General features: G+C 70.3%; 22 protein-coding genes. 10 read left to right on the forward strand and 12 right to left on the reverse strand.

All coding sequences use genetic code 11. The features are described 5' to 3' along the window. Positions 1–45: 45 nt before the first annotated feature. Complete coding sequence (locus ACSMXV_RS35340; RefSeq protein ID WP_473175183.1) at positions 46–990, forward strand: Lrp/AsnC family transcriptional regulator; 945 nt, start codon at positions 46–48, stop codon at positions 988–990. Positions 991–997: 7 nt separating this feature from the next. Here the strand turns inward: ACSMXV_RS35340 and ACSMXV_RS35345 are convergent, their stop codons facing one another. Then, positions 998–1228, reverse strand: a complete 231-nt coding sequence (locus ACSMXV_RS35345; protein ID WP_181660374.1) for a hypothetical protein — start codon at positions 1226–1228, stop codon at positions 998–1000. 416 nt (positions 1229–1644) lie between these two features. Here ACSMXV_RS35345 and ACSMXV_RS35350 point away from each other — a divergent pair, with 416 nt between their 5' ends. After that, entirely contained in the window at positions 1645–2619 is a 975-nt protein-coding gene (locus ACSMXV_RS35350) for an alpha/beta fold hydrolase (protein ID WP_473179168.1), read from the forward strand. Between the two features lie 196 nt (positions 2620–2815). Next, positions 2816–3490 (forward strand): MmyB family transcriptional regulator, encoded by a 675-nt coding sequence (locus ACSMXV_RS35355; protein ID WP_473175184.1) that lies wholly within the window; start codon positions 2816–2818, stop codon positions 3488–3490. 130 nt (positions 3491–3620) lie between these two features. On the opposite strand, the gene ACSMXV_RS35360 is transcribed toward ACSMXV_RS35355, so the two are convergent. Continuing rightward, complete coding sequence (locus ACSMXV_RS35360) at positions 3621–5279, reverse strand: CehA/McbA family metallohydrolase domain-containing protein (protein WP_473175185.1); 1659 nt, start codon at positions 5277–5279, stop codon at positions 3621–3623. 342 nt (positions 5280–5621) lie between these two features. Between ACSMXV_RS35360 and ACSMXV_RS35365 the strand changes: the two genes are divergently transcribed. Beyond that, complete coding sequence (locus ACSMXV_RS35365; protein WP_473175186.1) at positions 5622–7436, forward strand: LamG-like jellyroll fold domain-containing protein; 1815 nt, start codon at positions 5622–5624, stop codon at positions 7434–7436. Positions 7437–7467: 31 nt separating this feature from the next. Here ACSMXV_RS35365 and ACSMXV_RS35370 read toward each other — a convergent pair whose 3' ends face one another. Next, positions 7468–7797: an ArsR/SmtB family transcription factor gene (locus ACSMXV_RS35370; RefSeq protein ID WP_473179169.1), complete on the reverse strand. Its 330-nt coding sequence runs from the start codon at positions 7795–7797 to the stop codon at positions 7468–7470. Positions 7798–7905: 108 nt separating this feature from the next. Here ACSMXV_RS35370 and ACSMXV_RS35375 point away from each other — a divergent pair, with 108 nt between their 5' ends. Further along, on the forward strand, positions 7906–9126 hold the full coding sequence (locus tag ACSMXV_RS35375; RefSeq protein ID WP_473175187.1) for a cation diffusion facilitator family transporter: 1221 nt from the start codon (positions 7906–7908) through the stop codon (positions 9124–9126). Positions 9127–9166: 40 nt separating this feature from the next. On the opposite strand, the gene ACSMXV_RS35380 is transcribed toward ACSMXV_RS35375, so the two are convergent. Further along, complete coding sequence (locus ACSMXV_RS35380; RefSeq protein WP_473175188.1) at positions 9167–9964, reverse strand: PDC sensor domain-containing protein; 798 nt, start codon at positions 9962–9964, stop codon at positions 9167–9169. Then, positions 9915–10745, reverse strand: a complete 831-nt coding sequence (locus ACSMXV_RS35385) for a FadR/GntR family transcriptional regulator (RefSeq protein WP_473179170.1) — start codon at positions 10743–10745, stop codon at positions 9915–9917. Before ACSMXV_RS35385 ends, ACSMXV_RS35380 begins: the two co-directional genes overlap by 50 nt. 143 nt (positions 10746–10888) lie before the next feature. Here ACSMXV_RS35385 and ACSMXV_RS35390 point away from each other — a divergent pair, with 143 nt between their 5' ends. From ACSMXV_RS35390 to ACSMXV_RS35405, 4 genes are all read left to right on the forward strand, one after another. Further along, complete coding sequence (locus tag ACSMXV_RS35390) at positions 10889–11926, forward strand: ABC transporter ATP-binding protein (RefSeq protein WP_473175189.1); 1038 nt, start codon at positions 10889–10891, stop codon at positions 11924–11926. 82 nt (positions 11927–12008) lie between these two features. Next, the gene (locus ACSMXV_RS35395; protein WP_473175190.1) at positions 12009–13211 is read left to right on the forward strand and encodes an ABC transporter substrate-binding protein; all 1203 of its coding nucleotides are present in this window, start codon (positions 12009–12011) and stop codon (positions 13209–13211) included. Between the two features lie 59 nt (positions 13212–13270). Then, positions 13271–14155 carry an ABC transporter permease gene (locus ACSMXV_RS35400; protein WP_473175191.1) on the forward strand — a complete coding sequence of 295 codons (885 nt, stop codon included), beginning with the start codon at positions 13271–13273 and terminating at the stop codon, positions 14153–14155. A 56-nt stretch (positions 14156–14211) separates the two neighbouring features. Beyond that, entirely contained in the window at positions 14212–15027 is an 816-nt protein-coding gene (locus tag ACSMXV_RS35405; RefSeq protein WP_473175192.1) for an ABC transporter permease, read from the forward strand. On the opposite strand, the gene ACSMXV_RS35410 is transcribed toward ACSMXV_RS35405, so the two are convergent. From ACSMXV_RS35410 to ACSMXV_RS35425, 4 genes are all read right to left on the reverse strand, one after another. Next, positions 15010–15813, reverse strand: coding sequence for an ABC transporter ATP-binding protein (locus tag ACSMXV_RS35410; protein WP_473175193.1), 804 nt, complete (start codon positions 15811–15813; stop codon positions 15010–15012). The two genes, ACSMXV_RS35405 and ACSMXV_RS35410, sit on opposite strands and share 18 nt — an antisense overlap. A 68-nt stretch (positions 15814–15881) precedes the next feature. After that, a complete protein-coding gene (locus ACSMXV_RS35415; RefSeq protein ID WP_473175194.1) occupies positions 15882–16661 on the reverse strand; it encodes an ABC transporter permease in 780 nt (259 codons plus the stop codon). Beyond that, a complete protein-coding gene (locus tag ACSMXV_RS35420) occupies positions 16658–17413 on the reverse strand; it encodes an ABC transporter permease (protein WP_473175195.1) in 756 nt (251 codons plus the stop codon). Before ACSMXV_RS35420 ends, ACSMXV_RS35415 begins: the two co-directional genes overlap by 4 nt. Positions 17414–17592: 179 nt before the next feature. Beyond that, complete coding sequence (locus ACSMXV_RS35425; RefSeq protein WP_473175196.1) at positions 17593–18576, reverse strand: ABC transporter substrate-binding protein; 984 nt, start codon at positions 18574–18576, stop codon at positions 17593–17595. Between the two features lie 259 nt (positions 18577–18835). On the opposite strand from ACSMXV_RS35425, the gene ACSMXV_RS35430 reads away from it, so the two are divergent. Then, positions 18836–19732 carry an IclR family transcriptional regulator domain-containing protein gene (locus ACSMXV_RS35430; protein ID WP_473175197.1) on the forward strand — a complete coding sequence of 299 codons (897 nt, stop codon included), beginning with the start codon at positions 18836–18838 and terminating at the stop codon, positions 19730–19732. Here the strand turns inward: ACSMXV_RS35430 and ACSMXV_RS35435 are convergent. The 3 genes from ACSMXV_RS35435 to ACSMXV_RS35445 are packed head-to-tail and all read right to left on the reverse strand — an operon-like array spanning position 19647 to position 21816. Beyond that, entirely contained in the window at positions 19647–20582 is a 936-nt protein-coding gene (locus ACSMXV_RS35435) for a PDR/VanB family oxidoreductase (RefSeq protein WP_473175198.1), read from the reverse strand. The two genes, ACSMXV_RS35430 and ACSMXV_RS35435, sit on opposite strands and share 86 nt — an antisense overlap. Then, positions 20579–20749, reverse strand: a complete 171-nt coding sequence (locus tag ACSMXV_RS35440) for a hypothetical protein (protein WP_181660305.1) — start codon at positions 20747–20749, stop codon at positions 20579–20581. Before ACSMXV_RS35440 ends, ACSMXV_RS35435 begins: the two co-directional genes overlap by 4 nt. Next, the gene (locus tag ACSMXV_RS35445) at positions 20746–21816 is read right to left on the reverse strand and encodes a Rieske 2Fe-2S domain-containing protein (protein WP_473175199.1); all 1071 of its coding nucleotides are present in this window, start codon (positions 21814–21816) and stop codon (positions 20746–20748) included. Before ACSMXV_RS35445 ends, ACSMXV_RS35440 begins: the two co-directional genes overlap by 4 nt. Positions 21817–21839 lie beyond the last annotated feature (23 nt).

Consider the following 21839-nt stretch of genomic DNA (forward strand, 5'->3'; position numbering starts at 1 on the left):
GACGCGGGCCCCAGGAACCGGGCGGCCGAATCAGGTGAGGACCGAATGACGCAGTTCGAGCTCGACGACACCGACCAGGCGCTGCTGGCAGAGGTCCGCAGGGACGGCCGGGCCACTTATGAGGCGCTCTCGCTGGCGCTCGGGCTCTCCCGGCCGGCTGCCCGTGCCCGGCTGCAGCGGCTGCTGGACGCCCAGGTCCTGAGCATCGCCGGCGTCGTGCACCCTTCCGTCTTCGGTCTCGCCGCGTACGCCCATGTCGCGGTAGCCGTCGACGGCCCCGTGCTGCCGGTCGCCGAGCAGGTGTGCGCCATGCGTGACGCCGTCTATGTCTCGGCCGTCGCAGGGCGCTTCCCGCTCGTCGCCGAGCTGCGCAGCGCCGATCAGGACGCACTCGCCGACGCGGTACGCCGGATCGCCGCGCTGCCCGGCGTCCGAGAGGCCCGCACCGCCGTCTACACCGAAATCCTCCAGCACGCCCACTTCCCCCCGGGCCCGTACCAGCCGGCAGCCATCGACGACACCGACCGCGCCCTGCTGGAGCGCCTGCAGCGCGACGGGCGCACGCCGTTCGCCGAACTCGGCGCCACCGTCGGCCTGTCCACGAGCGCCACACGCACCCGCGTCCTGCGGCTCCTCGAATCGGGTGCCGTGCACATCGGTGCGCTCGTCCAGCCCGATGCGCTCGGCGCCACCCGTATGTGCGGCTTCCAGCTCACGCTCGACGGTCAGCTGGCGGACAAGGCGCTCGCTGCCGTACGCGACCTGCGTGAGGTGGAGTACCTCGCCAGCAGCATCGGGCGCTGCGACGCCATCGGCACCGCCGCGAGTCCGTCGGCCGACGGCGAACTGCGCTTCCTGGAGACCCTGCGGGCCGTCCCGGGCGTGCGGTCCGTCGAGTCGTGGGCGCATCTGCGGCTGCTGAAGGAGGACTATTCTCCAGCAGCCGCTGTCTCACGGCGAATGGATGACGGTACGTCAGTTCAAGGGTGACGGCTCGTCAGCCATCCTCGGTGCACCAGCCGCGCACCAGCGCGAAGAACGCCTCCTCGTTGCCCGCCAGCCCGGCCAGTGCCAGGGCGCGGTCGGCGTCGGCGAGCGCGGCCTCCGGCACGATCACCGGGCGCGGCGTGGTCGCCGACGTGTCGAGAGTGGCGCGGACGGTGTGCAGCAGGCGCAGGTACGCCTGGACTGCGGTGCGCTCGTGCCCGGTCAGGACGGCGGTGGGCATCTGCATGGGTCGGCTCTCCCCGAATCGCGTTGCTTTCGGCCGTGCGCCGCCGAGGCGACGTACCGCAGGGGCGGCGGTGACGTACCGAAGCGGCGCACAGCGCTCTGTCACCGCCCAGCTTGCCCTGCGCCACTGACAATCCCCGGAAACGCCTGGTGACCAGCCTGTTCCCTTACACCTTCCAGCCGACCCGGCCCGTAGAAAGCGCTGCCGTTTATCCGAGGCGAAACCTCACTGAAATCCCTTGTGCGGCAAGGCTTCTAGGCTCGAAGGAAGCGGGCGGAGGACCACCGTCCGCAGAACAGAACGGCGTTTTCGGGGACTTGCAAGGGAACGGAGGCGAGCCCGTGTTCGGCGAACCAGGCCCGGGCCCGCAGCACCGCGCGGGGCGGCTGCGCTCCGTGGACGAGGAAGACATGCGGCTGCACCATCGCGTCGTACACGGCTACCGCCGCGCGTACCGGATCGCAGGCGAAGGCCCCGCGATACTGCTCATCCACGGAATAGGCGACTCATCCGCCACTTGGGCGGAGGTCATCCCCGGCCTGGCGCGTCGCCATACCGTCATCGCCCCCGATCTCCTCGGCCACGGCGCGTCGGACAAGCCGCGCGCGGACTATTCGGTGGCGGCCTACGCGAACGGCATGCGGGATCTCCTCGGCGTACTCGGAATCGAACGGGCCACGCTCGTCGGGCACTCGCTCGGCGGCGGCGTGGCGATGCAGTTCGCCTACCAGTTCCCCGAGCGCACCGACCGGCTCATCCTCGTCAGCGCGGGCGGCGTCGGCCGCGAGGTCAACCCCGTGCTGCGGGCGGTGTCCCTGCCGGGTGCGGATCTGCTGCTGTCGACGCTTCGGCTGCCCGGTATGCGGCTGCAGGCGGGGCTCTTCGCCCGTCTCATGCGGCTCCTTGACACCGATCTGGGGCAGGACGCCTCGGAGTTGTTCAAGCTCGTCGACGCGCTGCCCGACGCCACGTCGCGCAGCGCGTTCATCCGCACGTTGCGCGCCGTCGTCGACTGGCGCGGACAGGTCGTGACCATGCTCGACCGCTGCTATCTGACCGAGGGCATGCCCACGATGCTCATGTGGGGGTCGCGGGACAGTGTGGTGCCGGTGGGGCATGCGTACGGGGCGCATGCCGCGATGCCGGGGAGCCGGCTGGAGATCTTCGAGGGGGCGGGGCACTTTCCGTTTCACGCCGATCCTGTGCGGTTTCTTTCGCTTGTCGAGGACTTCATGGCGACGACGCGGCCGGCGGACTGGAGCCGGGAGCGATGGCGGGAGCTGTTGCGAGACGGCTTGCCCGTCGCGGAAGGACCGGCGGATTTCGGCGTGTCCCCGGACGTGGAGCGGGATTTGCGGGAGGCGAGTGAGCGAAGCGCGACATGAGGTCGCACCGCGCCGTGCACCGCTGCCATGCCCGCGCTGCCGCCCCGCTCGCCACCGCATCGCCCGAGCTGTGGCGAGAACCAGTCGTCAACAGGCCGTAAATGTCACGATAGTTGACATGGTCGTGCCGGGGTAGCAGGATCGCCGAGCGGCGTGAAGGCCCTGGGGCCGCATTCGCAAGAGGGGTGACCTTCCGATGCCATATCACGCCGGAGGGCTGCGGCCCGCACCCGAGCCCGAACCTGCGAGCCTCGAAGCGCAGGCGTATCTGCAGGACTACGCCGTGCTGCTGGAAGCGGTCCCCCACCCCTCCCTTGTCTTCGACCACCGGTGGGACGTCGTATTCGCCAACTCGGCTTTCGACACGCTGTTCCGCGGCGTCCGCCCGCATCCCACGGCCATGCCGCGCCACAACTTCCTGCGGTTCGTCCTGTTCCATCCGGACGCCGCCACGGTGCTCGCCGAACACGAGTCGAGCTGGTGCCTGCCGATGCTGGCCGGCTTCGCGGCCGCCGTCGAACGGTACGGCCAGGACGGCGTTCTGCAGTCCATCCGCCGGGACATCGCGCAGGACCCGATCATGGACGCCGCGTACCAGCAGGGACTGCCGCGCTGGATCCGGCAGGCGGGCGAGGAGGCCGTGCACCACGATGGTGCGGTACGGCCGCTGAATCACCCCGATCCGCGGTGGGGCCGCACCGACTGCCGGATCGTCGGCGAGACACCGAGGACCCTGCAGAATCTGGGCTATTCGCGTATGACACTGGTGTTGAGGGAGCCACGCCGCGCCCCCCGCGCGCGGACGCGCGGAGGGCGGCACGCCGGGGGAAGCGGCGCGCATCTGCGGGCGGTGCCGGCGGCCGATGCGTAGGAGCACGCCCGCCGCCTGGTGAGCCCACGCCTGGTCGGTGCAGCTTGCTGGCCCGCGCACGCCGGACGGCGCCCCTGATGGCCCGCGCACGCCGGACGGCGCGCCTGATGGCCCGCGTATCCAGGCCTGGTCAGCCCTCCACATCCACGAAGACCGGGTTCGTGTAGAACCACGTGTCCAGCCACGGGTTGCCGTTGCCCGGCTCGTGCGTCAGCGGGCCGTGCGGGTCGATCGCGGCGCCCAGGTATCCCGCGCCGTTGCGGTTGCCGTCGCTGCCGCGCAGCCGCAGGTAGAAGGACTCCTCGGCCGCGCCGATCGGCAGCGTGAGGGTGTACGTGCCCGTACGCCCCGACACATCCCAGGTGTGCGTCACCCTGGTGTCGGGCGCCCGCCACTCGTCGCGGTCCGCGACAGGGCCACGCACCGCGCCTCGGACCACGTCGACGTGGGCGAGCTCGGGCAGGATGTCGTACGGGTTGCGGCGCGAGGCCGTCGTCACGGTCACGGACAGGGTGATCTTCTCGCCGCGCCGCACATGTAGCCGCCCGCCCAGCGTGGCACCCCGGCCCCGGCCGTCCGCACCCCGCACCCGTACGTCGATGCCGTCCACGAGGTGGCCGTGGTCGACCCACACCCGGCCCGCCCGCAGACCGGCCATCACACTGCGGTAGCCGTAGCGCGTCACGCCCACGTGGGTCCGGCTGAACTGACCGGGCCAGAAGTCGGAACCCGGCTGCGGCTCGGTCGTGTTCACCGGGTCGGGGAGGCGGCCGGTGTTGTCGAAGTTCTGGCCTGGCAGCCAGTCGCCGTTCTTCCAGGTGTCGAACACGACGCGGTGCACGTCGGAGTTGGACGTGATCGTGAACAGCCTGCCCTCGGCGAGCATCGCGTCCCACAGGCCGCCGACCGTCGCCGTCGCCCAGTCGAAACCGCCGTAGGTGAGATAGGCGGCGCGCGGATAGCCCGCCCAGGAGTTGGCCGAGGGAGCGTTCTCGTACTCGCCGCGGATGCTGGTCGCTCCCCGCCAGCCCGGCAGCGCCGCGCCCTGGGCACCGGGTGCGCCCTCCATGCCGATCATGATGCCGGGGGCCGCGTCGCGCCAGTTGCGCATCTCGTGCGGGGAGTCGATGCCCAGCCGCATCGGGTGGTTGGCGAGGACGAGCACGTCGTCGACGTAGCCGGTACGGCGCTGTTCGGCGAGCCACTTGAGGGCCGCGACGGCGTGCGCCTCGTTGCGGGCCGTGTTGGGGTCGTCCGGCGAGCCCGCGGCGTAGCCGAGCAGCTTGCCGTCGTACTCCGTCTCGAAGCGGGTCAGTACGCCGACCTCGTTCGGGCCCGGCGGGGTGAAGACGGTGCAGTGCTCGGCGCCCGGGATGTACCACTCCAGGCCCTGGAAGATCAGCTGCCGGGGGTTGTCGGCGCGGGCCTGGAGGATCTGGTCGTGCTCCAGCCGCGCGCCGTACTTCGCGTGTCCGACGTTGCTGTGCTCGGTGAACACCAGCCAGTCCAGGCCGTATTCGGCACCGGCCGCGGCGATCTGGGAGAACGTGTACTTGGCGTCGTGGCTGTAGACCGTGTGGTTGTGGTGGTCGCCCACCAGATAGACCAGCTCGGGGTCGTTCCCGCCCGTGGTGGCGTACGCCTGGCCCGCGGGCAGCGCCGCGCCGGCCGCGAACGCGGCGCTGAACAGCCCTGCCCGGCGCAGCAGTCCGCGTCGGCTGAGGCCCTGGGCGTCGAGCGATGTCGCGGACACCCGCGGGTCGGCCCATACGGGCAGGGGTCTGGACATGGCGGAGCTCCTTCGGCGAGGCGGATGCCGCGCACGGTAACGGGTGACCCAGAGCGGTCGGGCGAAGCGGAGGTGAACAGTCAGGGCGCGGCGGTGGGCCGAGGTCGTATCGCTTGCCCGGAAGCGGAGCGCCACTGTGGGCCTCCGGGCACGAGTCCCGACTCCGCTGCTCGACGCGACCCTCATCGCTGTGCTCGCTTCGGACTCCTGACACCTCCTCGTTCCCGGGTGTAAGCCTGTGCGACAGCGGCCCCGCGTACCTCTCTGCTTGACACTGCGCGGGCGTCCGCCGCTCCCGTACGCGTATTCAGCCACCCCCCGAACGGCAGATCGGAGTCGGCCATGTGCCGAGAGCACCAGGGACCGGGTCCGCGCCCGGGGTTCAACCGACGTATGTTCCTCTCCGCCACGGCACTCGCCGGTGCGGCCACCGCAGTGCCGGCCGCACCCGCCCAGGCGGCCACCGAGAGATGGGGTCCCGACCCGGACAGTCCCAGATTCACGGTCGCCGTCATGCCGGACACGCAGTACCTCTTCGACGGCCCGAGCATCCAGGCCACCCCCGTCGAGGCGTCGCTGCGCTACCTGCTCCAGCGCGGCCGTGACGAGAACATCGTGTTCCTCTCCCACCTGGGCGACCTCACGCAGAACGGGAGCCCGGAGGAGTTCGCCGCGATCGGCAACGCGTTCGAGCTGCTGGACGACCGGCGCGTCGGCTACAGCGTGCTGGCCGGCAACCACGACATCCGCTCCAGCACCGACGACCAGCGCGGCGACAGCCCGTATCTCGACACGTTCGGCCCGGACCGCTTCGCCTCGTCGCCCGCCTTCCGCGGTGCGACCCCCGACGGCTACAACACGTACCACGTGTTCCGGGCCGCCGGACGCGAGTGGCTGGTCCTCGCACTGGACTGGCGGCCGTCGTCCGGGGCGTACGACTGGGCGAAGAAGGTCCTGGCCGACCACCCCAGGACGCCGGTCATCCTCACGACCCACCAGCTTGTGGAGGGTGACGGTGGACTCAGCGCGCACGGACAGGAGGTGTGGGACGGGCTCATCGAATCCCACGACCAGATCTTCCTGACCCTCAACGGCCACGACTGGCCCGCCGCCCGCACCGTGCGCGAGAACGCTGCCGGACGCGAGGTCCATCTGCACCTCACCAACTACCAGAACCGCTACTACGGCGGCTCCGCGATGATCCGCCTGTACCACTTCGACGTCGCCCGCGGCACGATCGACGTCGAGACGTTCTCGCCCTGGCTGCTCAGCAAGGCCGCCGACGAACTGAACGAGCTCGAACGCGAAGAGATCGAACTCACCGGTCCCGACGACCGGTTCTCCCTCGCGATCGACTTCGAGCAGCGCTTCTCGGGCTTCGCCCCGGTGCCCGCGCGCCCCGCCCGCCCGGCCTCCGCCCTGCTGATACCGGGCACGGTCGCGTACTGGCGCTTCGACACCGGCGAGGAGGGCGCGGCGCTCGCCGACGGCGCCCGTGTCCTCGATCTGTCCGGGCACGGCAACGACCTGAGCGCCGTTCGTGTGTCCGGCAGCCCGTCCGGCGCCCTCACCTGGTCGAGCGCGCACCACCCGGACCAGCCTGCCCACGGCAGCCTGCGCCTGGACGGCGGCAAGCCGCCGCTGCGGGGCGGATACCTGCGTAGCGCCGACGACGCTCCGCTGAACCGGGCCACCTTCCCGCGCGGCTACACCATCGAGGCCTTCTTCCGGCTCCCGGCCGACTGGGACGCCTCACGCAACGCCTGGTCCGCGATCCTCGGCAGGTCGGGCGCCGCCGAGGGCTCCGAGGAACCCCCGGCCACCCTCTCGCTGTCCAACGACCGCGAAACACAGTGGGCGGTCTTCCCGCCCACCGGCGGCGACGTGATCACCAACTGGGGCCACGAGACACCGCTCGGACGGTGGCAGCATGTGGCGGTCGTCAACGACGGGCGGCACACCACGATGTACATCGAGAGCTGCCCGGTGGTGCGCAACCCGACGGCGGTGTCCACGGGTGTCGCCACGCGGGGCCTGCCCTGGCTGCTGGGCGGTTACGAGTACGCGGGCGTCCTCGACCAACTGCTCAACGCGTGGGTCGGGGACGTCAGGATCGTCGACCGCGCGCTGGCCGTACGGGAGTTCATGAGCGCGTAGGTGCGGCCGCGGGGACTCGGAGGTGCGGCGGTCAGTCGTGCGGCGGTGCGCCCGTCACCAGGTGGTCGGCGTGGTTGAGCGCCTCGGTGACCAGCCGCCGTAGATGCCCGTCGTGCAGGGCGTAGACCGAACGCCGCCCCTCCTTGCGCATCTGTACGAGACCGGTGAGCCGCAGCTTCGCCAGATGCTGGCTCACCGCGGGGCGGGCGGCGCCGCTGGCCGCCGTCAGCGTGTTGACGTCCGCCTCGCCCTGGGCGAGCGTCCACACGAGGTGCAGCCGGGTCGGGTCGGAGAGCATCCCGAAGACGTTCGCAGCGGCGGTGAACTGGGCGGCGCCGCTGGGGTGCACCTGCTCCCGCATCTGCGTCTTGTGTGCAGGTGCGGGACGGTCCTCGGTGGCTGTCATGGAGCCATCGTAGGACGCGGTCAACAGATGCCAAGCCCCCGATGGGTGCATTAGTATGCACACGTGAACGGTCGCCACGCGCACAGCCATGAGCACGACCATGAGCACGCCCACAGCCACGAGCACGCGCGCCGCTATGAGCACGGACACAGCCATGAGCACGCAGGCCGCTATGAGCACGGACATAGCCATGAGCACGCAGGCCGCTATGAGCACGGACATAGCCATGAACACGGGCACAGCGATGAGCACGCGCGCCGCCACGAGCACGGCGGTGCCCGATGGGCCCGACTCCGCCATCGCCTCGCTCACTTGGTCACCCCGCACTCCCACGAGGCGGCCGACAAGGTCGACAGCGCCATGGAGAGCTCCGCGGCCGGAATGCGTACGCTCTGGATCTCGCTCGCCGTGCTGGGCGCCACCGCATGCCTTCAGGGAGTGGTCGTCGCGCTCTCCGGTTCGGTTGCGCTGCTGGGCGACACTCTGCACAACGCGGGCGACGCCCTGACCTCCGTACCGCTGGCGATCGCCTTCGTGCTCGGCCGGCGCGCCGCCAACCGCCGCTTCACCTACGGCTACGGCCGTGCCGAGGACCTGGCCGGACTCGTCATCGTGCTGACCATCGGGCTCTCGGCCGCCTTCGCGGCCTGGACCGCCGTGGACCGGCTGCTGCACCCGCGCGACGTCGAGCATCTGCCGGCCGTCGCCGCGGCCGCGCTGATCGGCTTCCTCGGCAACGAATGGGTGGCCCGCTACCGCATCCGCACCGGCCGCCGGATCGGTTCCGCGGCCCTGGTCGCCGACGGTCTGCACGCCCGGACGGACGGATTCACCTCGCTCGCAGTGCTGGTGGGCGCGGGCGGCGTGGCCGCCGGGCTGCCGGTGGCGGACCCGGTGGTCGGCCTGCTGATCACCGTCGCCATCCTGTTCGCCCTGCGCGACGCGGCCCGGGAGGTGTTCCGGCGCATGATGGACGCCGTCGACCCGGCGCTGGTGGACGCGGCCGAACTCGCGCTGCGCGAGGTGCCGGGCGTACGCGACGTCGGCGAGCTGCGGCTGCGCTGGATCGGCCACCGGCTGCGCGCCGAGGTGGCCGTCGTGGTCGACGGCGAGCTCACCGCGCGGGCGGCCCACGAGGTGGCGGTGGCCGCCGAACACGCCCTGCTGCACGCGGTACCCCGGCTGTCCGCCGCCCTGGTCCACGCCGACCCGGCCCCCGCGGGCGCACCGGACACGGATGACGACCCGCACGCCGCGCTGGCGCACCACCGGGCGTCGTACTGACAGGAGAGGGTCGTCCTGGCGGGACACCGTCATACGGCATTCAGTCGTCGGAGACCAGCAAGACCAACGGCACCCCGTCGCACGGGTACACCCGCTGCCCGCCGAACCGGCCGGGCTCTGACGGGCCGGCCACCAGAGCCGCGAAGTCGGGGCCCTTGGTGAGCGAGCCGACCAGGTGGTGCGGATCGGTCGATGCGGCCACCCGGCCGCGGGCGTTGACCAGGTGGGCGGAGCCCGGCAGTCGCTTCAGGAGCGGCATCACGGCCGCCTCGAAGTGCCGCAGGTACACGTCCGCGGCGGCCACGCCGGCGAACCGGCCGCCCACGGTCACGGGTGCGGACAGGGTGAGGGAGTACTCGTCGGAGCAGAGGTAGTCGACGTAGGGCCCGGCGACCGCGCGCTGTCCGGTGTCGCGGGGCAGGGTGAACCAGTCCCAGTGGGTGTAGTCCGAGTACGCGGAGTGCTCCGGATCGAGATCGAGCAGCAGCGGGCGCACCGTTCCGTCGGTGCCGGCCTGCCACCACTCCAGCCAGGCCGGTACGTCGGTCAGCAGGCCCGGGGCGGCGACGAAGCCGACCCCCGAGACGAGCGCGCGGGCCGCGAGCCTGGCGTGCAGCCCCGGGCGGAGAGCGGCCAGGTCGGCTGTGACCGGGCCGTGCTCACCGACGGACACCCCTTCGAGCAGCGCCACGATGTCCACGCGTGTCTCCGCCACCGTGTCGAAGACGTCCTCGAGCGTGTCCCGGACACGCGCAGCGACGGCCTCACCTGTCACCACCGCCGTCGCCTCAGGCGGGGTGTCCGCTGCGCCGACGAGACCGGTACTCCTGCCGCCCATGGGTGCCCTCCTCGGGTCCGGGACCGTGCGCCGCGCTCGTGGCGCCCAGCCGGAGTTCGATCAACCGCGTCATCGACGCCTGCACACAACGCTCGGCCAGCGATCTGGCCCGGTCTTCCGCCTCATCCTGCACGGCCGAGATCACGGCTCGGTGACGGGCCGTCACCTCCTTGAGGTAGGAGGTGTCCGTGAGGACGAGACACAGCAGCGCCCCGACCTCCGTCTGGAGCGCGACCTCTTCCCTTGTAAGCCGCGGGGACTGGGCGGCCGCCGCCAGCTCCACATGGAAGCGCCCGTAGACCCGGCTGCGTGCGGTGGGGTCGTCGGCCTGCGCCAACTCGTCCACACTTCGGATGAGTTGGCGCAGGTCGCCATGGTCTGTGCGCTGAGCCGCGAGCCAGGCGGCCGCACCCGAGACCGCGGCCCAGTGATCGCCCAGGTCCCGCAGCTCCTCGGTGGACCAGTCGGTCAGCCGCGCGAACAGCCGGTCCTCGGCAGGGCCTTCGGGCAGCGTCACGAAGCTGCCGCCGCCGCGTCCGCGTCGGGTGGTGACCAGCCCTCGCTGCCGCAGGGCCATGAGTGCCTCGCGCAGCGTCACCGTGGAGACGCCGAGCTGCGCCGCGAGCTCGCTCTCGCCAGGCAGCTGCTCACCGTCGGAGAGCAGGCCGAGCTCGATGGCGTCGCCGAGTCGGCGCACGACCGCGTCGACCCGGGCCCGGGTGTCGACCGGGGTGAAGACGGCTCTACGGGCGCCGCCTGCACCTTTCTCGTCTCGTCGCACGGGGTTCACGCACAACCACCCTGTAGAGCTTGTGTGTTGACCCATCCTTTGCCGCAAGGGGGCCTTGAGATTTGAACTATGGCTTCATATGTTTTAGCGCGGCGCTCGTTCAACGCACGACCGCATCAGAAAGGTTCCCGCCCATGCAGGGAATGGCGATCCGGCTGCAGGGACTGAGCAAGACGTACGGCCGGACCGAGGCAGTGTCCGGGGTCGACCTGGAGATAGCCGACGGCGAGTTCTTCTCGATGCTGGGCCCCTCGGGCTCGGGCAAGACCACCGTGCTGCGGATGATCGCCGGATTCGAGGCGCCGACCTCGGGCACCGTCGCACTCGCAGGCCGCGACGTCACCCGTCTCGCCCCCTTCGAACGCGATGTGCACACCGTGTTCCAGGACTACGCGCTGTTCCCGCACATGACGGTCGAGCAGAACGTCGCCTACGCCCTCAAGGTCCGCAAGGTGCCGAAGGCCGAGCGTCGGGACCGGGTCCGCGAGGCCCTGGCACGCGTCCGCCTCGACGGTTTCGGCGCGCGCCGGCCCTCGCAGCTCTCCGGCGGCCAGCGTCAGCGCGTGGCGCTCGCTCGCGCCCTGGTCGGCCGCCCCAGGGTGCTGCTCCTCGACGAACCGCTCGGCGCGCTCGACCTCAAGCTCCGCGAGCAGATGCAGATCGAGCTCAAGGGGATCCAGCGGGAGGTCGGCATCACGTTCGTGTTCGTCACGCACGACCAGGAGGAGGCCCTGACGATGAGCGACCGCCTCGCAGTGTTCCAGCAAGGTCGTATCGAACAGACCGGCACCCCCGCCGAGATCTACGAGCGGCCCGCGACCCCGTTCGTCGCCGGCTTCGTCGGCACCTCCAACCTGCTCGAGGGCCAGGCCGCCGAACAGGTCGTCGGAAGCCCCGGCACGTACAGCATCAGGCCCGAGAAGATCCGTGTGCTCAAGGAGTCCGCCACGGCGGACGAGCCGGAGCACTCCACCGCGACCGGAACCGTCGCCGAGGTCGTCTACCTCGGCGACGCCACCCGGTTCCTGGTGGACCTCGACGCCGGAGGGCGCCTCACCGCCCTCCAGCAGAACCTGGAGACCTCCTCCGAGGACGTCGCTGCCTATCGCGGCGCCCGGGTCAGGCTGCTGTGGCACGACCGCCACACCTTCCGGGTTCCCGCACCGCGGTAGCCGCCAGGTTCCAGGAAGCACGGCAACCGCACCGTCCGCACGTACCGTCCCGCTCCATCCCCCCATCGACAGGGAGTACTTCGTGCGACCGTACCGATCCCTCAAGGCAGCCGCCGCCATCGGCGCGCTGCTGCTCGTCACCGCCTGCGGCTCCACGGACTCGGACGACTCCGCGTCCTCCTCCTCGGGGCTCAACCCGCCGGATCTCAAGGCGCAGTCGGAGCTCGGAAAGACCGAGGGCGAGGTCAATCTGATCGCCTGGGCGGGCTATGTCGAGGACGGCTCCAACGACCCGAAGGTCGACTGGGTGAGCGACTTCGAGGAGCAGACGGGCTGCCAGGTCAACACCAAGACGGCCGCCACATCGGACGAGATGGTCAGCCTCATGAAGACCGGCGACTACGACGCGGTATCCGCCTCCGGCGATGCCTCGCTGCGCCTCATCGCCTCAGGCGACGCGGCGCCCGTCAACACCAAGCTCGTCCCCAACTACGCCGACGTCTTCAAGGGCCTGAAGAACCAGGACTGGAACTCGGTGGACGGCGTCTCGTACGGCATCCCGCACGGCCGCGGCGCCAACCTCCTCATGTACAACACCGAGCAGGTCAAGCCCGCCCCCGACTCCTGGTCCGCCGTCTTCGACCAGGCGTCCGCGCACAAGGGCAAGGTCACCGCGTACGACTCGCCGATCTACATCGCCGATGCCGCGCTGTATCTGATGGCCACCCAGCCGGACCTCGGAATCAAGAACCCGTACGCCCTCGACCAGAAGCAGTTCGACGCGGCCGTCGAGCTCCTGAAGCAGCAGAACGCGAACATCGGTGAGTACTGGAGCGACTACCTCAAGGAGATCTCCGCGTTCAAGAGCGGTGACTCCGTGGTCGGCACCACCTGGCAGGTGATCGCCAACCTCGCCCAGGCCGAGGGCGCCAAGGTCGAGGCGGTCCTGCCCAAGGAGGGAGCCACCGGCTGGTCCGACACCTGGATGATCGCCGCCAAGGCCAAGCACCCCGACTGCGCCTACAAGTGGTTCGACTGGATCATCTCGCCCGAGGTGAACGCGCAGGTCGCCGAGTACTTCGGCGAGGCGCCGTCCAACGCGAAGGCCTGCGACGAGACGGCCGACAAGAACCACTGCGCCACCTTCCACGCCACCGACGAGGCGTACTGGAAGAACGTCCACTACTGGACCACGCCCATCGAGCAGTGCATCGACGGCCGCACGGACGTCAAGTGCGTGCCGTACGCGAAGTGGGTGCAGGCCTGGAACGAGATCAAGGGCTGAACCGGCCGGTGACGAGACAGAAGGCTGAGCCGACCGGTGACGAGATCAAGGGCTGACACATGACCGATGCCGTCGCAGCCGCCGGATCCCTCCGGCGGCTCGCCGGGACCCTGCACCGCCGACCCCGGCTGCGGCTGTCCCTGCTCCTCTCCGGGCCGCTGCTGTGGCTCGTCCTCGCTTATCTGGGCTCGCTGGCCGCGCTGTTCCTGTCGGCCTTCTGGACCACGGACTCCTTCACGTCGGAGGTCGTGAAGGTGTGGTCCACCGACAACTTCGAGGCGCTGCTCACCGAACCCCTCTACCGGCAGGTGGCGCTGCGCAGCGTCGGCGTCGCGCTCGCCGTCACCGCCCTGTGTGCCGTGATCGCCTTCCCGATCGCCTTCTACACGGCGCGCGTCGCGAGTCCGAGATGGCGGCCGCTCCTGGTGGTCGCGATCCTCACGCCTCTGTGGGCGAGCTATCTGGTGAAGGTGTACGCCTGGCGGCTCATGCTCTCCGAGGGCGGACCGCTCGACTGGGCCCTGAGGCCGTTCGGGCTCAGCGGGCCCGGCTACGGCCTGACCGCCACCGTCCTCGTGCTGACGTACCTCTGGCTGCCGTACATGATCCTGCCGATCCACGCGGGGCTCGAGCAGCTTCCCGACGAACTTCTCGACGCCTCCGCCGATCTCGGTGCCGGCACCGGGCGTACCTTCCGCTCCGTCGTACTGCCCCTGGTCCTCCCGTCGGTCGCGGCCGGATCGGTCTTCACCTTCTCGCTCAGCCTGGGTGACTACATCACGGTGCAGATCGTCGGCGGCAAGACCCAGCTGATCGGCAACCTCGTGTACTCCAACGTGACGCTGAACCTCCCGCTGGCGGCGGCGGTCGGCACCGTCCCGGTCGTCGTCATCGTGCTTTATCTGCTCGCGGTGCGCCGCACCGGGGCGTTGAGAAGCCTCTGACGCCCTGAACGCCTCTGAAGCTCTTGACCAGCGGCCCTCGAGGAGGAGCCCACGCCATGCACCTGTCCCGCCCCGCACGCATCGCGCTGCGCACCGCCGCCGCGCTCGGTTTCGCGGTCATCTACCTTCCGCTGCTGCTCGTCCTCGTCAACTCTCTGAACCCCGACCGAAGTTCCAGCTGGCCGCCACCGGGCCTCACCCTCGACTGGTGGTCCGTCGCGTGGCGCAACGACGGTGCGCGGGCCGCCCTGTGGACCTCCGTCGAGGCCGGGCTCGCCGCCACGGCCATCGCACTGGTGCTCGGCACACTCATCGCCTTCGCCGTGCAGCGGCACGCCTTCTTCGGCCGCGAGGCGATCTCCTTCGCGGTCGTCCTGCCCATCGCGCTGCCCGGCATCGTCACCGGAATCGCTCTCAACTCCGCCTTCAACATGGTCCTGGAGCCGCTCGGAGTAGGCCTCGGCCTGTTCACGGTCGTCGTCGGACACGCCACGTTCTGCATCGTCGTGGTCTTCAACAACGTCGCGGCCCGGCTGCGGCGCCTTCCGGGCGGCTATGACGAAGCCGCCATGGACCTCGGCGCGCACTCCTTCCGGGCCTTCGTCGACGTCACGTTCCCGCTGATGCGATCGGCGCTGCTGGCCGGCGGACTGCTGGCGTTCGCGCTCTCCTTCGACGAGATCGTGGTGACCACTTTCACCGCGGGACCCGGCGTCCAGACGCTCCCCATCTGGATCTTCAACAACATGACCCGCCCCCAGCAGGCCCCGGTCGTCAATGTCGTCGCCGCGCTTCTGGTCCTGCTGTCCGTCATCCCGATCTACGTCGCTCAGCGGCTGTCATCGGACACGGCGTCAGCCAGCAGGATCTGAAACCCGGGAACCGCGCTTCGCCGCCTGGATCTGCTCGTACACATGCGTACGCAGCTCCGCGAAGCGCGGCGCGACCCGCGTGTGCAACTGGTCCCGTTCAGCGGGAAGATCGATCTTCAGCTGCTCCTGTACGACGGTCGGGGACGCCGACAGGACCAGCACCCGCTCTCCGAGGTAGACGGCCTCGTCGATGTCGTGGGTCACGAACAGGATCGTCATGCCCCGCTCCCGCCACAGCCGCCGCACCAGGTCCTCCAGGTCCGCGCGGGTCTGGGCGTCCACAGCGGCGAACGGCTCGTCCATCAGCAGCACGTCGGGCTCGTACGCGAGCGCACGGGCGATGGCGACGCGCTGCTGCATACCGCCCGAGAGCTGCCACGGATAGGCGCCGGCGGCGTCCGCGAGGCCGACGGACTCCAGGGCCTCGGCGACGAGTTCGCGACGGCGTGCCCTGCTGAGCGAACTCTTCTGCTTCAGCGGCAGCTCGACGTTGTCCCGTACCCGCATCCAGGGGAAGAGGCTGCGGCCGTACTCCTGGAACACGACGGCCATTCCGGGCGGTGGGCCATCTACCCGGCGGCCCTCGAGCAGGACCTCACCGCCGGTGGGCGCGAGCAGTCCGGCCACGCACTTCAGCAGCGTGGTCTTGCCGCATCCGGACGGGCCGACGAGGCAGACGAGTTCGCCCCGCTCGACGCTGAAGGTCAGATCCCGCACCGCCTCCACCCGGCGTCCTGAGCCTTCGTAGACCTTCCGCAGGCCGGACACGGCGAGCAGGGACTGCATGGAGCGTCCTTTCGCAAGGGACTTCGTAACGGACTTCGCAGGGGACTTCTCAGATACATCTGAAACGGTCACGGCGACCGGCGGGACGACGCGCGCAGCCCGCGGTACCAGCCGAGTGCCCGCCGCTCGACCAGCTGGAACAGGAGGGACAGCAGTACGCCGAGCAGCCCGAGCAGCAGGATCCCCGTCCACATGTCGGGGATGGCGAAGCTGCGTTGGAACTGGACGATGGTGAAGCCGAGGCCGTTGCTCGCGGCGAACATCTCGCTGATGACCATCAAGATGATGCCGATCGACAGAGCCTGGCGCAGACCCGCGAAGATCTGGGGGCTCGCCGAGCGCAGCACCACATGGCGCAGCCGCGCGGCACCCGCGATGCCGTACGAGCGGGCCGTCTCGGACATCACGGAGTCCACCGCCCGGACTCCTTCGACGGTGTTGAGCAGGATCGGCCATACGCAGCCGCTCGCGATCACGGCGATCTTCATGGTGTCGCCGATGCCCGCGAACAGCATGATCACCGGGACCAGGACGGGCGGCGGCACCGCCCGCAGGAACTCCAGCACCGGCTCGCAGGCGGCCCGCACCCGTCGGTACGAGCCGATGACCGTGCCGAATGCGATGCCGGCCATGGCAGCCGACGCATAGCCGGCCGACAGCCGCAGCACGCTGGGGAGTACGTCGTCACGTAGCCGTTCGCCCGTCCAGACGTCGGGGAACGCGGTGAGGATCGTCCGCAGCGGCGGCCAGTACACGTCGGTGCTGTCGGCCGACGCCAACCACCAGCCGGCCACCAGCACAGCGGGCAGCGCGAGGGCGAAGAACAGGCGGAGCCCCAGGTGCTTCACACCGCCACCTCCCCGCGCACCGACTGGTGCCAGGCGAGCGCCCGGCGCTCCACCGTGCGCGCGCCCACGTTGATCAGCAGCCCGAGCAGGCCGGTGACCACCACCAGGGCGTACATCTCGGGCACGGCCCCCGAGGTCTGGGCGACGGCGATGCGCGAGCCCAACCCCGGTGCACCGATGACGAGTTCGGCGGTCACGGCCAGGATGAGGGCGACCGCGGCGGCGAGGCGGACGCCTGTCATGACATACGGCAGGGCAGTGGGCCACAGCACGTGACGGACCCGTGCCCAGGCGCCGAGGCCGTAACTGCGGGCCGTCTCCTCGGCGACCGGGTCGACGTCCTGGACGCCGTACAGCGTCTGGATCAGGATCTGCCAGAAGGACGCGTACACCACCAGGAGGAGGACCGAGCGGAGTTCCGTGCCGAAGAGGAGGACCGCGAGAGGGATCAGGGCGACCGAGGGGATCGGGCGCAGGAACTCGATCGTGGAGGCGGTGGCCTGGCGGAGGTACGGGACGACCGAGAGGACGACTCCCGCCAGGATTCCGGCGGTCACCGCGATCGCGAGCCCCAGCGCCCAGCCGGTGAGCGTGTCCCCGAGCGCCGTCCAGAACGCCTCGTCGCCCAGCTCGGTGACGAAGGCGCCGGCGATGCGGCTGGTCGGCGGGAAGAAGTCCGCGGAGACGATGCCGAGCCGCGGCACCGCCTCGCACAGGGCGAGGAAGGCCGCGAGCCCGGCGCCGCCCAGCACGGCGTTCGTCAGTCCTGGCCGGGGGCCGCCGGGCCGCTCGCCCTTCGTGAGGCCGACGACCGGTCCCGATCCTGGCGCCGGACCCGGACCCGGACCCGGACCCGGTCCCGGTCCCGGACCTGTTCCCGGTTCTGGCCGGGCGTCGCTGAGGGGCGTCTCCCCGCCGAGTCGCCTCTCCTTCACGGCAGCAACTTGTCCAGATCCGGTGTGGACTTGAAGAGGCCGTCCTTCTCGCCGAGAGCGGCGAGCGCCTCGATGGAGGCGCGGTTGGGCTCGGCGGGCCACGTCGGCAGGGTCACCTTCTCCAGCGTCGCCGCCGGGATCTTCGTGTACGTGGTGACGATCTCGCGGACCTCGTCGGGGTGTTCGCTCGCGTAGGCGAGGGACTCCGCCGTTGCCTCCTGGAACTTCTTCACCAGCTCCGGGTTCTGCTGCGTGTACTGCGTCGACGTGAAGTACATCGCGACGGTGAGGCCCTTGGCGACGTCGACCAGGGAGGAGGCGATCTCGCTGCCGCCCTGGCCCTTGATGGTGGCGAGCGCGGGCTCGACGACCATGGCGGCGTCGATCTGGCCCTTGTCGAGGGCGGCGGGCATCTGGTCGAAGGCGAGCTCGACGATCTTCACCTTGTCCGGGTCGCCGCCGGCCTTGCGCACCGACTCGCGCACCGCCGTCTCGTTGATGTTCTTCAGCGTGTTGACGGCGACCTTCTTGCCCTCCAGGTCCTTCGCCGTCTTGATGGCGCTGCCCTTCTTCACGGTGATCGCGCCGAAGTCCTCGCCCTCCACGCCCGTCGAGGCGACGCCGTTGGCGACGGCCTTCACGGGCATGTTGTTGGTCTGGGCGATCATCAGCGAGGTCATGTTGGAGAACCCGAACTGGAACTGGCCGCTGACCACGCCCGGCACGATCGCCGCACCGCCCTGGGCGGGGGTGAGCTCCAGCTTGAGGCCCCGCTTGCTGTAGAAGCCCTTCTCCTGCCCGAGGTAGAGGGGCGCGACGTCGACGATCGGGATGACGCCGACCTTGACGGTGGTGATACCACCCGCCGACTCCTTGCCGGACCCGGACGCCCCGGACGACCCGGGGGACTCGGACGAGCCGCACGCCGTCGTGGCGGCCAGGAACGCGCCGACGGCGAGGCCGATGAGCAGGCGACGCATGAATCCCCCTTGTGGGACCGGTTGGACATCGCTCGGAGAGAGTGTGTGCGCAGGTCGCACAGTGGTGCTGAGGGGGAACGTAGAGGCGGCGCAGGCGAGGGGTCAATGGCCGTGCGGAAACTGTAGGTTGCCTTTGAGACAAGGGAGTTGGAGCAGGTGCCCGTGCCGTCGGAGGCGGCGCTGTCACGTCCGTTGACACCCGCCGAAACGCCCTCCTAGCGTGCGCAGAGCGAACCTTCGTCACTTCCGGGAGGCAAGGATGGGCGCCGGAGTACGGGAACCGCACTTCGTGCAGTCCTTCGAACGGGGACTGGCCGTCATCCGCGCCTTCAACGCCGACCACCCCGAACTGACGCTCAGCGAAGTGGCGCGCAACTGCGGTCTCACCAGGGCGGCGGCCCGCCGCTTTCTGCTCACGCTCGCCGACCTGGGATACGTACGCACCGACGGCCGGCTGTTCCGGCTCAGCCCGCGCGTGCTGGAACTCGGCTACGCCTATCTCTCCAGCTTCTCGCTCCCGGACATCGCCGAACCGCACCTGGAGCAACTGGTCTCGCACGTACGCGAGTCCTCCTCGCTGTGCGTGCTCGACGGCGACGACATCGTGTACGTCGCGCGGGTGCCCACCAGCCGCATCATGACCGCGACGATCACGGTCGGCACCCGTTTCCCGGCCCATGTGACGTCCGTGGGCCGGGTGATGCTCGCGCATCTGCCGGACGAGGACATCGACGCCCGGCTCGCACGCGCCGAACTGCGCGCGCTGACCGGCCGCACCATCGTCTCCACCGACCTGCTGCGCGCCGAGCTGCGACGGGTGCGCCGCCAGGGTTACGCCATCGTCGACCAGGAGCTTGAGGAAGGCCTCCGCTCGGTGGCCGCCCCGGTGCGGGACCGGAACGGCGACGTCGTGGCGGCCGTCAACATCCCGGTCCACGCCAGCAGGAACTCGGTCGAGTCGGTACGCCGCGACCTGCTGCCCCATCTGCTCGCCACGGTCGCCCGTATCGAGGCCGACGTGCACGTGGTGGCGCCGCGCCTCCGGCTTGCCGAAGGGGCCGGAGAACGGGTCAGAGGTCGAGGACCAGACGCGGTCCCCGGCAGCGCGACACGCAGATCATCATCGTCTCGCCCGCATCCCGCTCCTCGTCGCTGAGCACCGAGTCCCGGTGATCCGGTGTCCCCTCGAGGACATCGGTCTCACACGTGCCGCAGGTGCCCTCCGCACAGGAGTACAGCACCTCGACACCCGCCGACCGCACGGCGTCAAGCACCGAGACGCCCTCGGGCACCGTCACCGTCTTCCCTGAACGGGACAACTCCACCTCGAAGGAGGTGTCCGGGCCCGTCTCCTGCTCCTTCGGCTGGAACCGCTCGATGTGCAGCAGCCCGCCCGGGCACCGCTCCTCGACCGCGTCCAGCAGCGCCCCGGGACCGCAGCAGTAGACGAGTGTGCCCTCGGGAACGTCGTCGAGCACGGAGGCGAGATCCAGCAGCCCCGCCTCGTCCTGCGGAGCGATCGTGACCCTGTCCCCGTACGCGCCCAGCTCATCGGTGAACGCCATGGAACCGCGCGTCCGGCCGCCGTACAGCAGCGTCCACTCCGCGCCCGCCGCCTCGGCCGCGGCCAGCATCGGCAGGATCGGGGTGATGCCGATGCCGCCCGCGATGAAGCGGTAGCGCGGGGCGGGTTCGAGTGCGAAGTGGTTGCGCGGGCCGCGCACGCGGACCTTGTCGCCCTGCCCCAACTCACCGTGAACATACGCGGAACCACCGCGCCCGTCGGGTTCGCGCAGGACGGCGATCCGCCAGACGCTCCGGTCCGTCGGGTCCCCGCACAGCGAGTACTGCCGCTCCAGGCCGGGACCGAGCAGTACGTCGATGTGCGCTCCCGGCTCCCAGGCCGGGAGCTGTTCGCCCAGCGGGTGGCGGAGGGTGAGGGCGAGCACGCTGTCGGCCGCGGACTCCCTGCGGTCGACGACGAGTTCGGCTTCGTACGAGGTCATGAGCTGGTTCCTTGCGGCTCGTGTCCTTGCGGGTGGGCGAGCATCCACTCCCACATCTCGATCGGGTCCTGCGCGGTGTGCTCGCGGCCGCAGTGACAGGTGCCGTGCAGGACGTCCGTGCCCGGCAGCCAGTCGATGCGGTAGACCTCGCCGGTCGGTGAGGTCACTGGACCTTCTCCATCGGCTTCGCGCCCTCCTCGACCAGCCGGGCGAGGATGCGGCGGGCGGCGAGACCGCCGGTGTCGATGTTGATGCTGAGCTCCTGGTAGCCGGCGGGCTCGGCGTCCAGGGTCTTCTGCAGCAGGTTCAGCGCGTCCACGTCCTGCATGACGACCGTGTGGTTGTTGCCCCGCAGGAACTCGGTGACCTCTTCATCATCCGTCGCCCAGTCGCGCGAGACCATCCAGAAGTCGTACACCTTGCCGTCGGCGGACGGCGTGATGGCGTACGTGATCTCGGAGTGGAAGCCGTTCGGGTCGCTGCCGTCCGGCTCGGGCAGCACGCCGACCGGGGCGATACGGCTGTGCAGCAGATACAGGCACGGCGCGTGGTACTCGATGTCCTGCCAACGGGTGATGCGGCCCTCGATGCCGGTGGAGCGGGCATAGAACGGCGGGCACTCGGCGTCGTCCATGTGCCGGCTCACGCGCACGATGCCCGCGCCCTCGTCGACCTCGGTGGTGATCGGCGTCTCGGCGACCTCGGGCGTGCCGATGTAACCGCCGTGCAGATACGTCTCGTGGGAGAGGTCGAGGAGGTTGTCGACCAGGAGCCCGTAGTCGCAGTCGATGGGCTCCATGCCGCGGACGGTGACCCAGCCGGGGGAGTCGAGGTGCCTGGCCCGCGGGATGGCCTGAGGGTCGGCCAGCGCCGGGTCGCCGATCCACACCCAGATCAGCGCGTCCTGCTCGACCACCGGGTACGAGGCGACGCGCGCCGTCCGCGGGATGCGCTTCTGGCCGGGCACGTACACACAGGTGCCCGTCGTGTCGTACGTGAAGCCGTGGTAGCCGCACACGATCCGGTCGCCGTCGAGACGGGTCGGGCTCTCCGACAGCGGGAAGCGGCGGTGCACGCACCGGTTGTGCAGGGCGACGGGCGTCCCGTCCTCCTCGGTGCGGTAGAAGACGAGGGGCTCGCCGAGGATCGTACGTCCGAGCAGTTCGCGTCCCACCTCGTGCGCGTAGGCGGCGACGTACCACTGGTTCCTGGCGAAGGCGGTCATGGCTGTCATGGCATCCCGTCCCTGAGAAGCGG

It is taken from the genome of Streptomyces sp. DSM 42067 (assembly GCF_055792885.1).

Excerpts from the sequence above, each read along its gene's own strand:
- ACSMXV_RS35445 (WP_473175199.1), bottom strand. The coding sequence starts at position 21,816 with ATGACAGCCATGACCGCCTTCGCCAGGAACCAGTGGTACGTCGCCGCC.
- ACSMXV_RS35435 (WP_473175198.1), bottom strand. The coding sequence starts at position 20,582 with ATGACCTCGTACGAAGCCGAACTCGTCGTCGACCGCAGGGAGTCCGCG.
- ACSMXV_RS35345 (WP_181660374.1), bottom strand. The coding sequence starts at position 1,228 with ATGCCCACCGCCGTCCTGACCGGGCACGAGCGCACCGCAGTCCAGGCG.
- ACSMXV_RS35430 (WP_473175197.1), top strand. The coding sequence starts at position 18,836 with ATGGGCGCCGGAGTACGGGAACCGCACTTCGTGCAGTCCTTCGAACGG.
- ACSMXV_RS35365 (WP_473175186.1), top strand. The coding sequence starts at position 5,622 with ATGTGCCGAGAGCACCAGGGACCGGGTCCGCGCCCGGGGTTCAACCGA.
- ACSMXV_RS35370 (WP_473179169.1), bottom strand. The coding sequence starts at position 7,797 with ATGCGGGAGCAGGTGCACCCCAGCGGCGCCGCCCAGTTCACCGCCGCT.
- ACSMXV_RS35410 (WP_473175193.1), bottom strand. The coding sequence starts at position 15,813 with ATGCAGTCCCTGCTCGCCGTGTCCGGCCTGCGGAAGGTCTACGAAGGC.
- ACSMXV_RS35425 (WP_473175196.1), bottom strand. The coding sequence starts at position 18,576 with ATGCGTCGCCTGCTCATCGGCCTCGCCGTCGGCGCGTTCCTGGCCGCC.
- ACSMXV_RS35380 (WP_473175188.1), bottom strand. The coding sequence starts at position 9,964 with ATGGGCGGCAGGAGTACCGGTCTCGTCGGCGCAGCGGACACCCCGCCT.
- ACSMXV_RS35355 (WP_473175184.1), top strand. The coding sequence starts at position 2,816 with ATGCCATATCACGCCGGAGGGCTGCGGCCCGCACCCGAGCCCGAACCT.
- ACSMXV_RS35340 (WP_473175183.1), top strand. The coding sequence starts at position 46 with ATGACGCAGTTCGAGCTCGACGACACCGACCAGGCGCTGCTGGCAGAG.
- ACSMXV_RS35400 (WP_473175191.1), top strand. The coding sequence starts at position 13,271 with ATGACCGATGCCGTCGCAGCCGCCGGATCCCTCCGGCGGCTCGCCGGG.
- ACSMXV_RS35350 (WP_473179168.1), top strand. The coding sequence starts at position 1,645 with ATGCGGCTGCACCATCGCGTCGTACACGGCTACCGCCGCGCGTACCGG.
- ACSMXV_RS35390 (WP_473175189.1), top strand. The coding sequence starts at position 10,889 with ATGCAGGGAATGGCGATCCGGCTGCAGGGACTGAGCAAGACGTACGGC.
- ACSMXV_RS35360 (WP_473175185.1), bottom strand. The coding sequence starts at position 5,279 with ATGTCCAGACCCCTGCCCGTATGGGCCGACCCGCGGGTGTCCGCGACA.
- ACSMXV_RS35405 (WP_473175192.1), top strand. The coding sequence starts at position 14,212 with ATGCACCTGTCCCGCCCCGCACGCATCGCGCTGCGCACCGCCGCCGCG.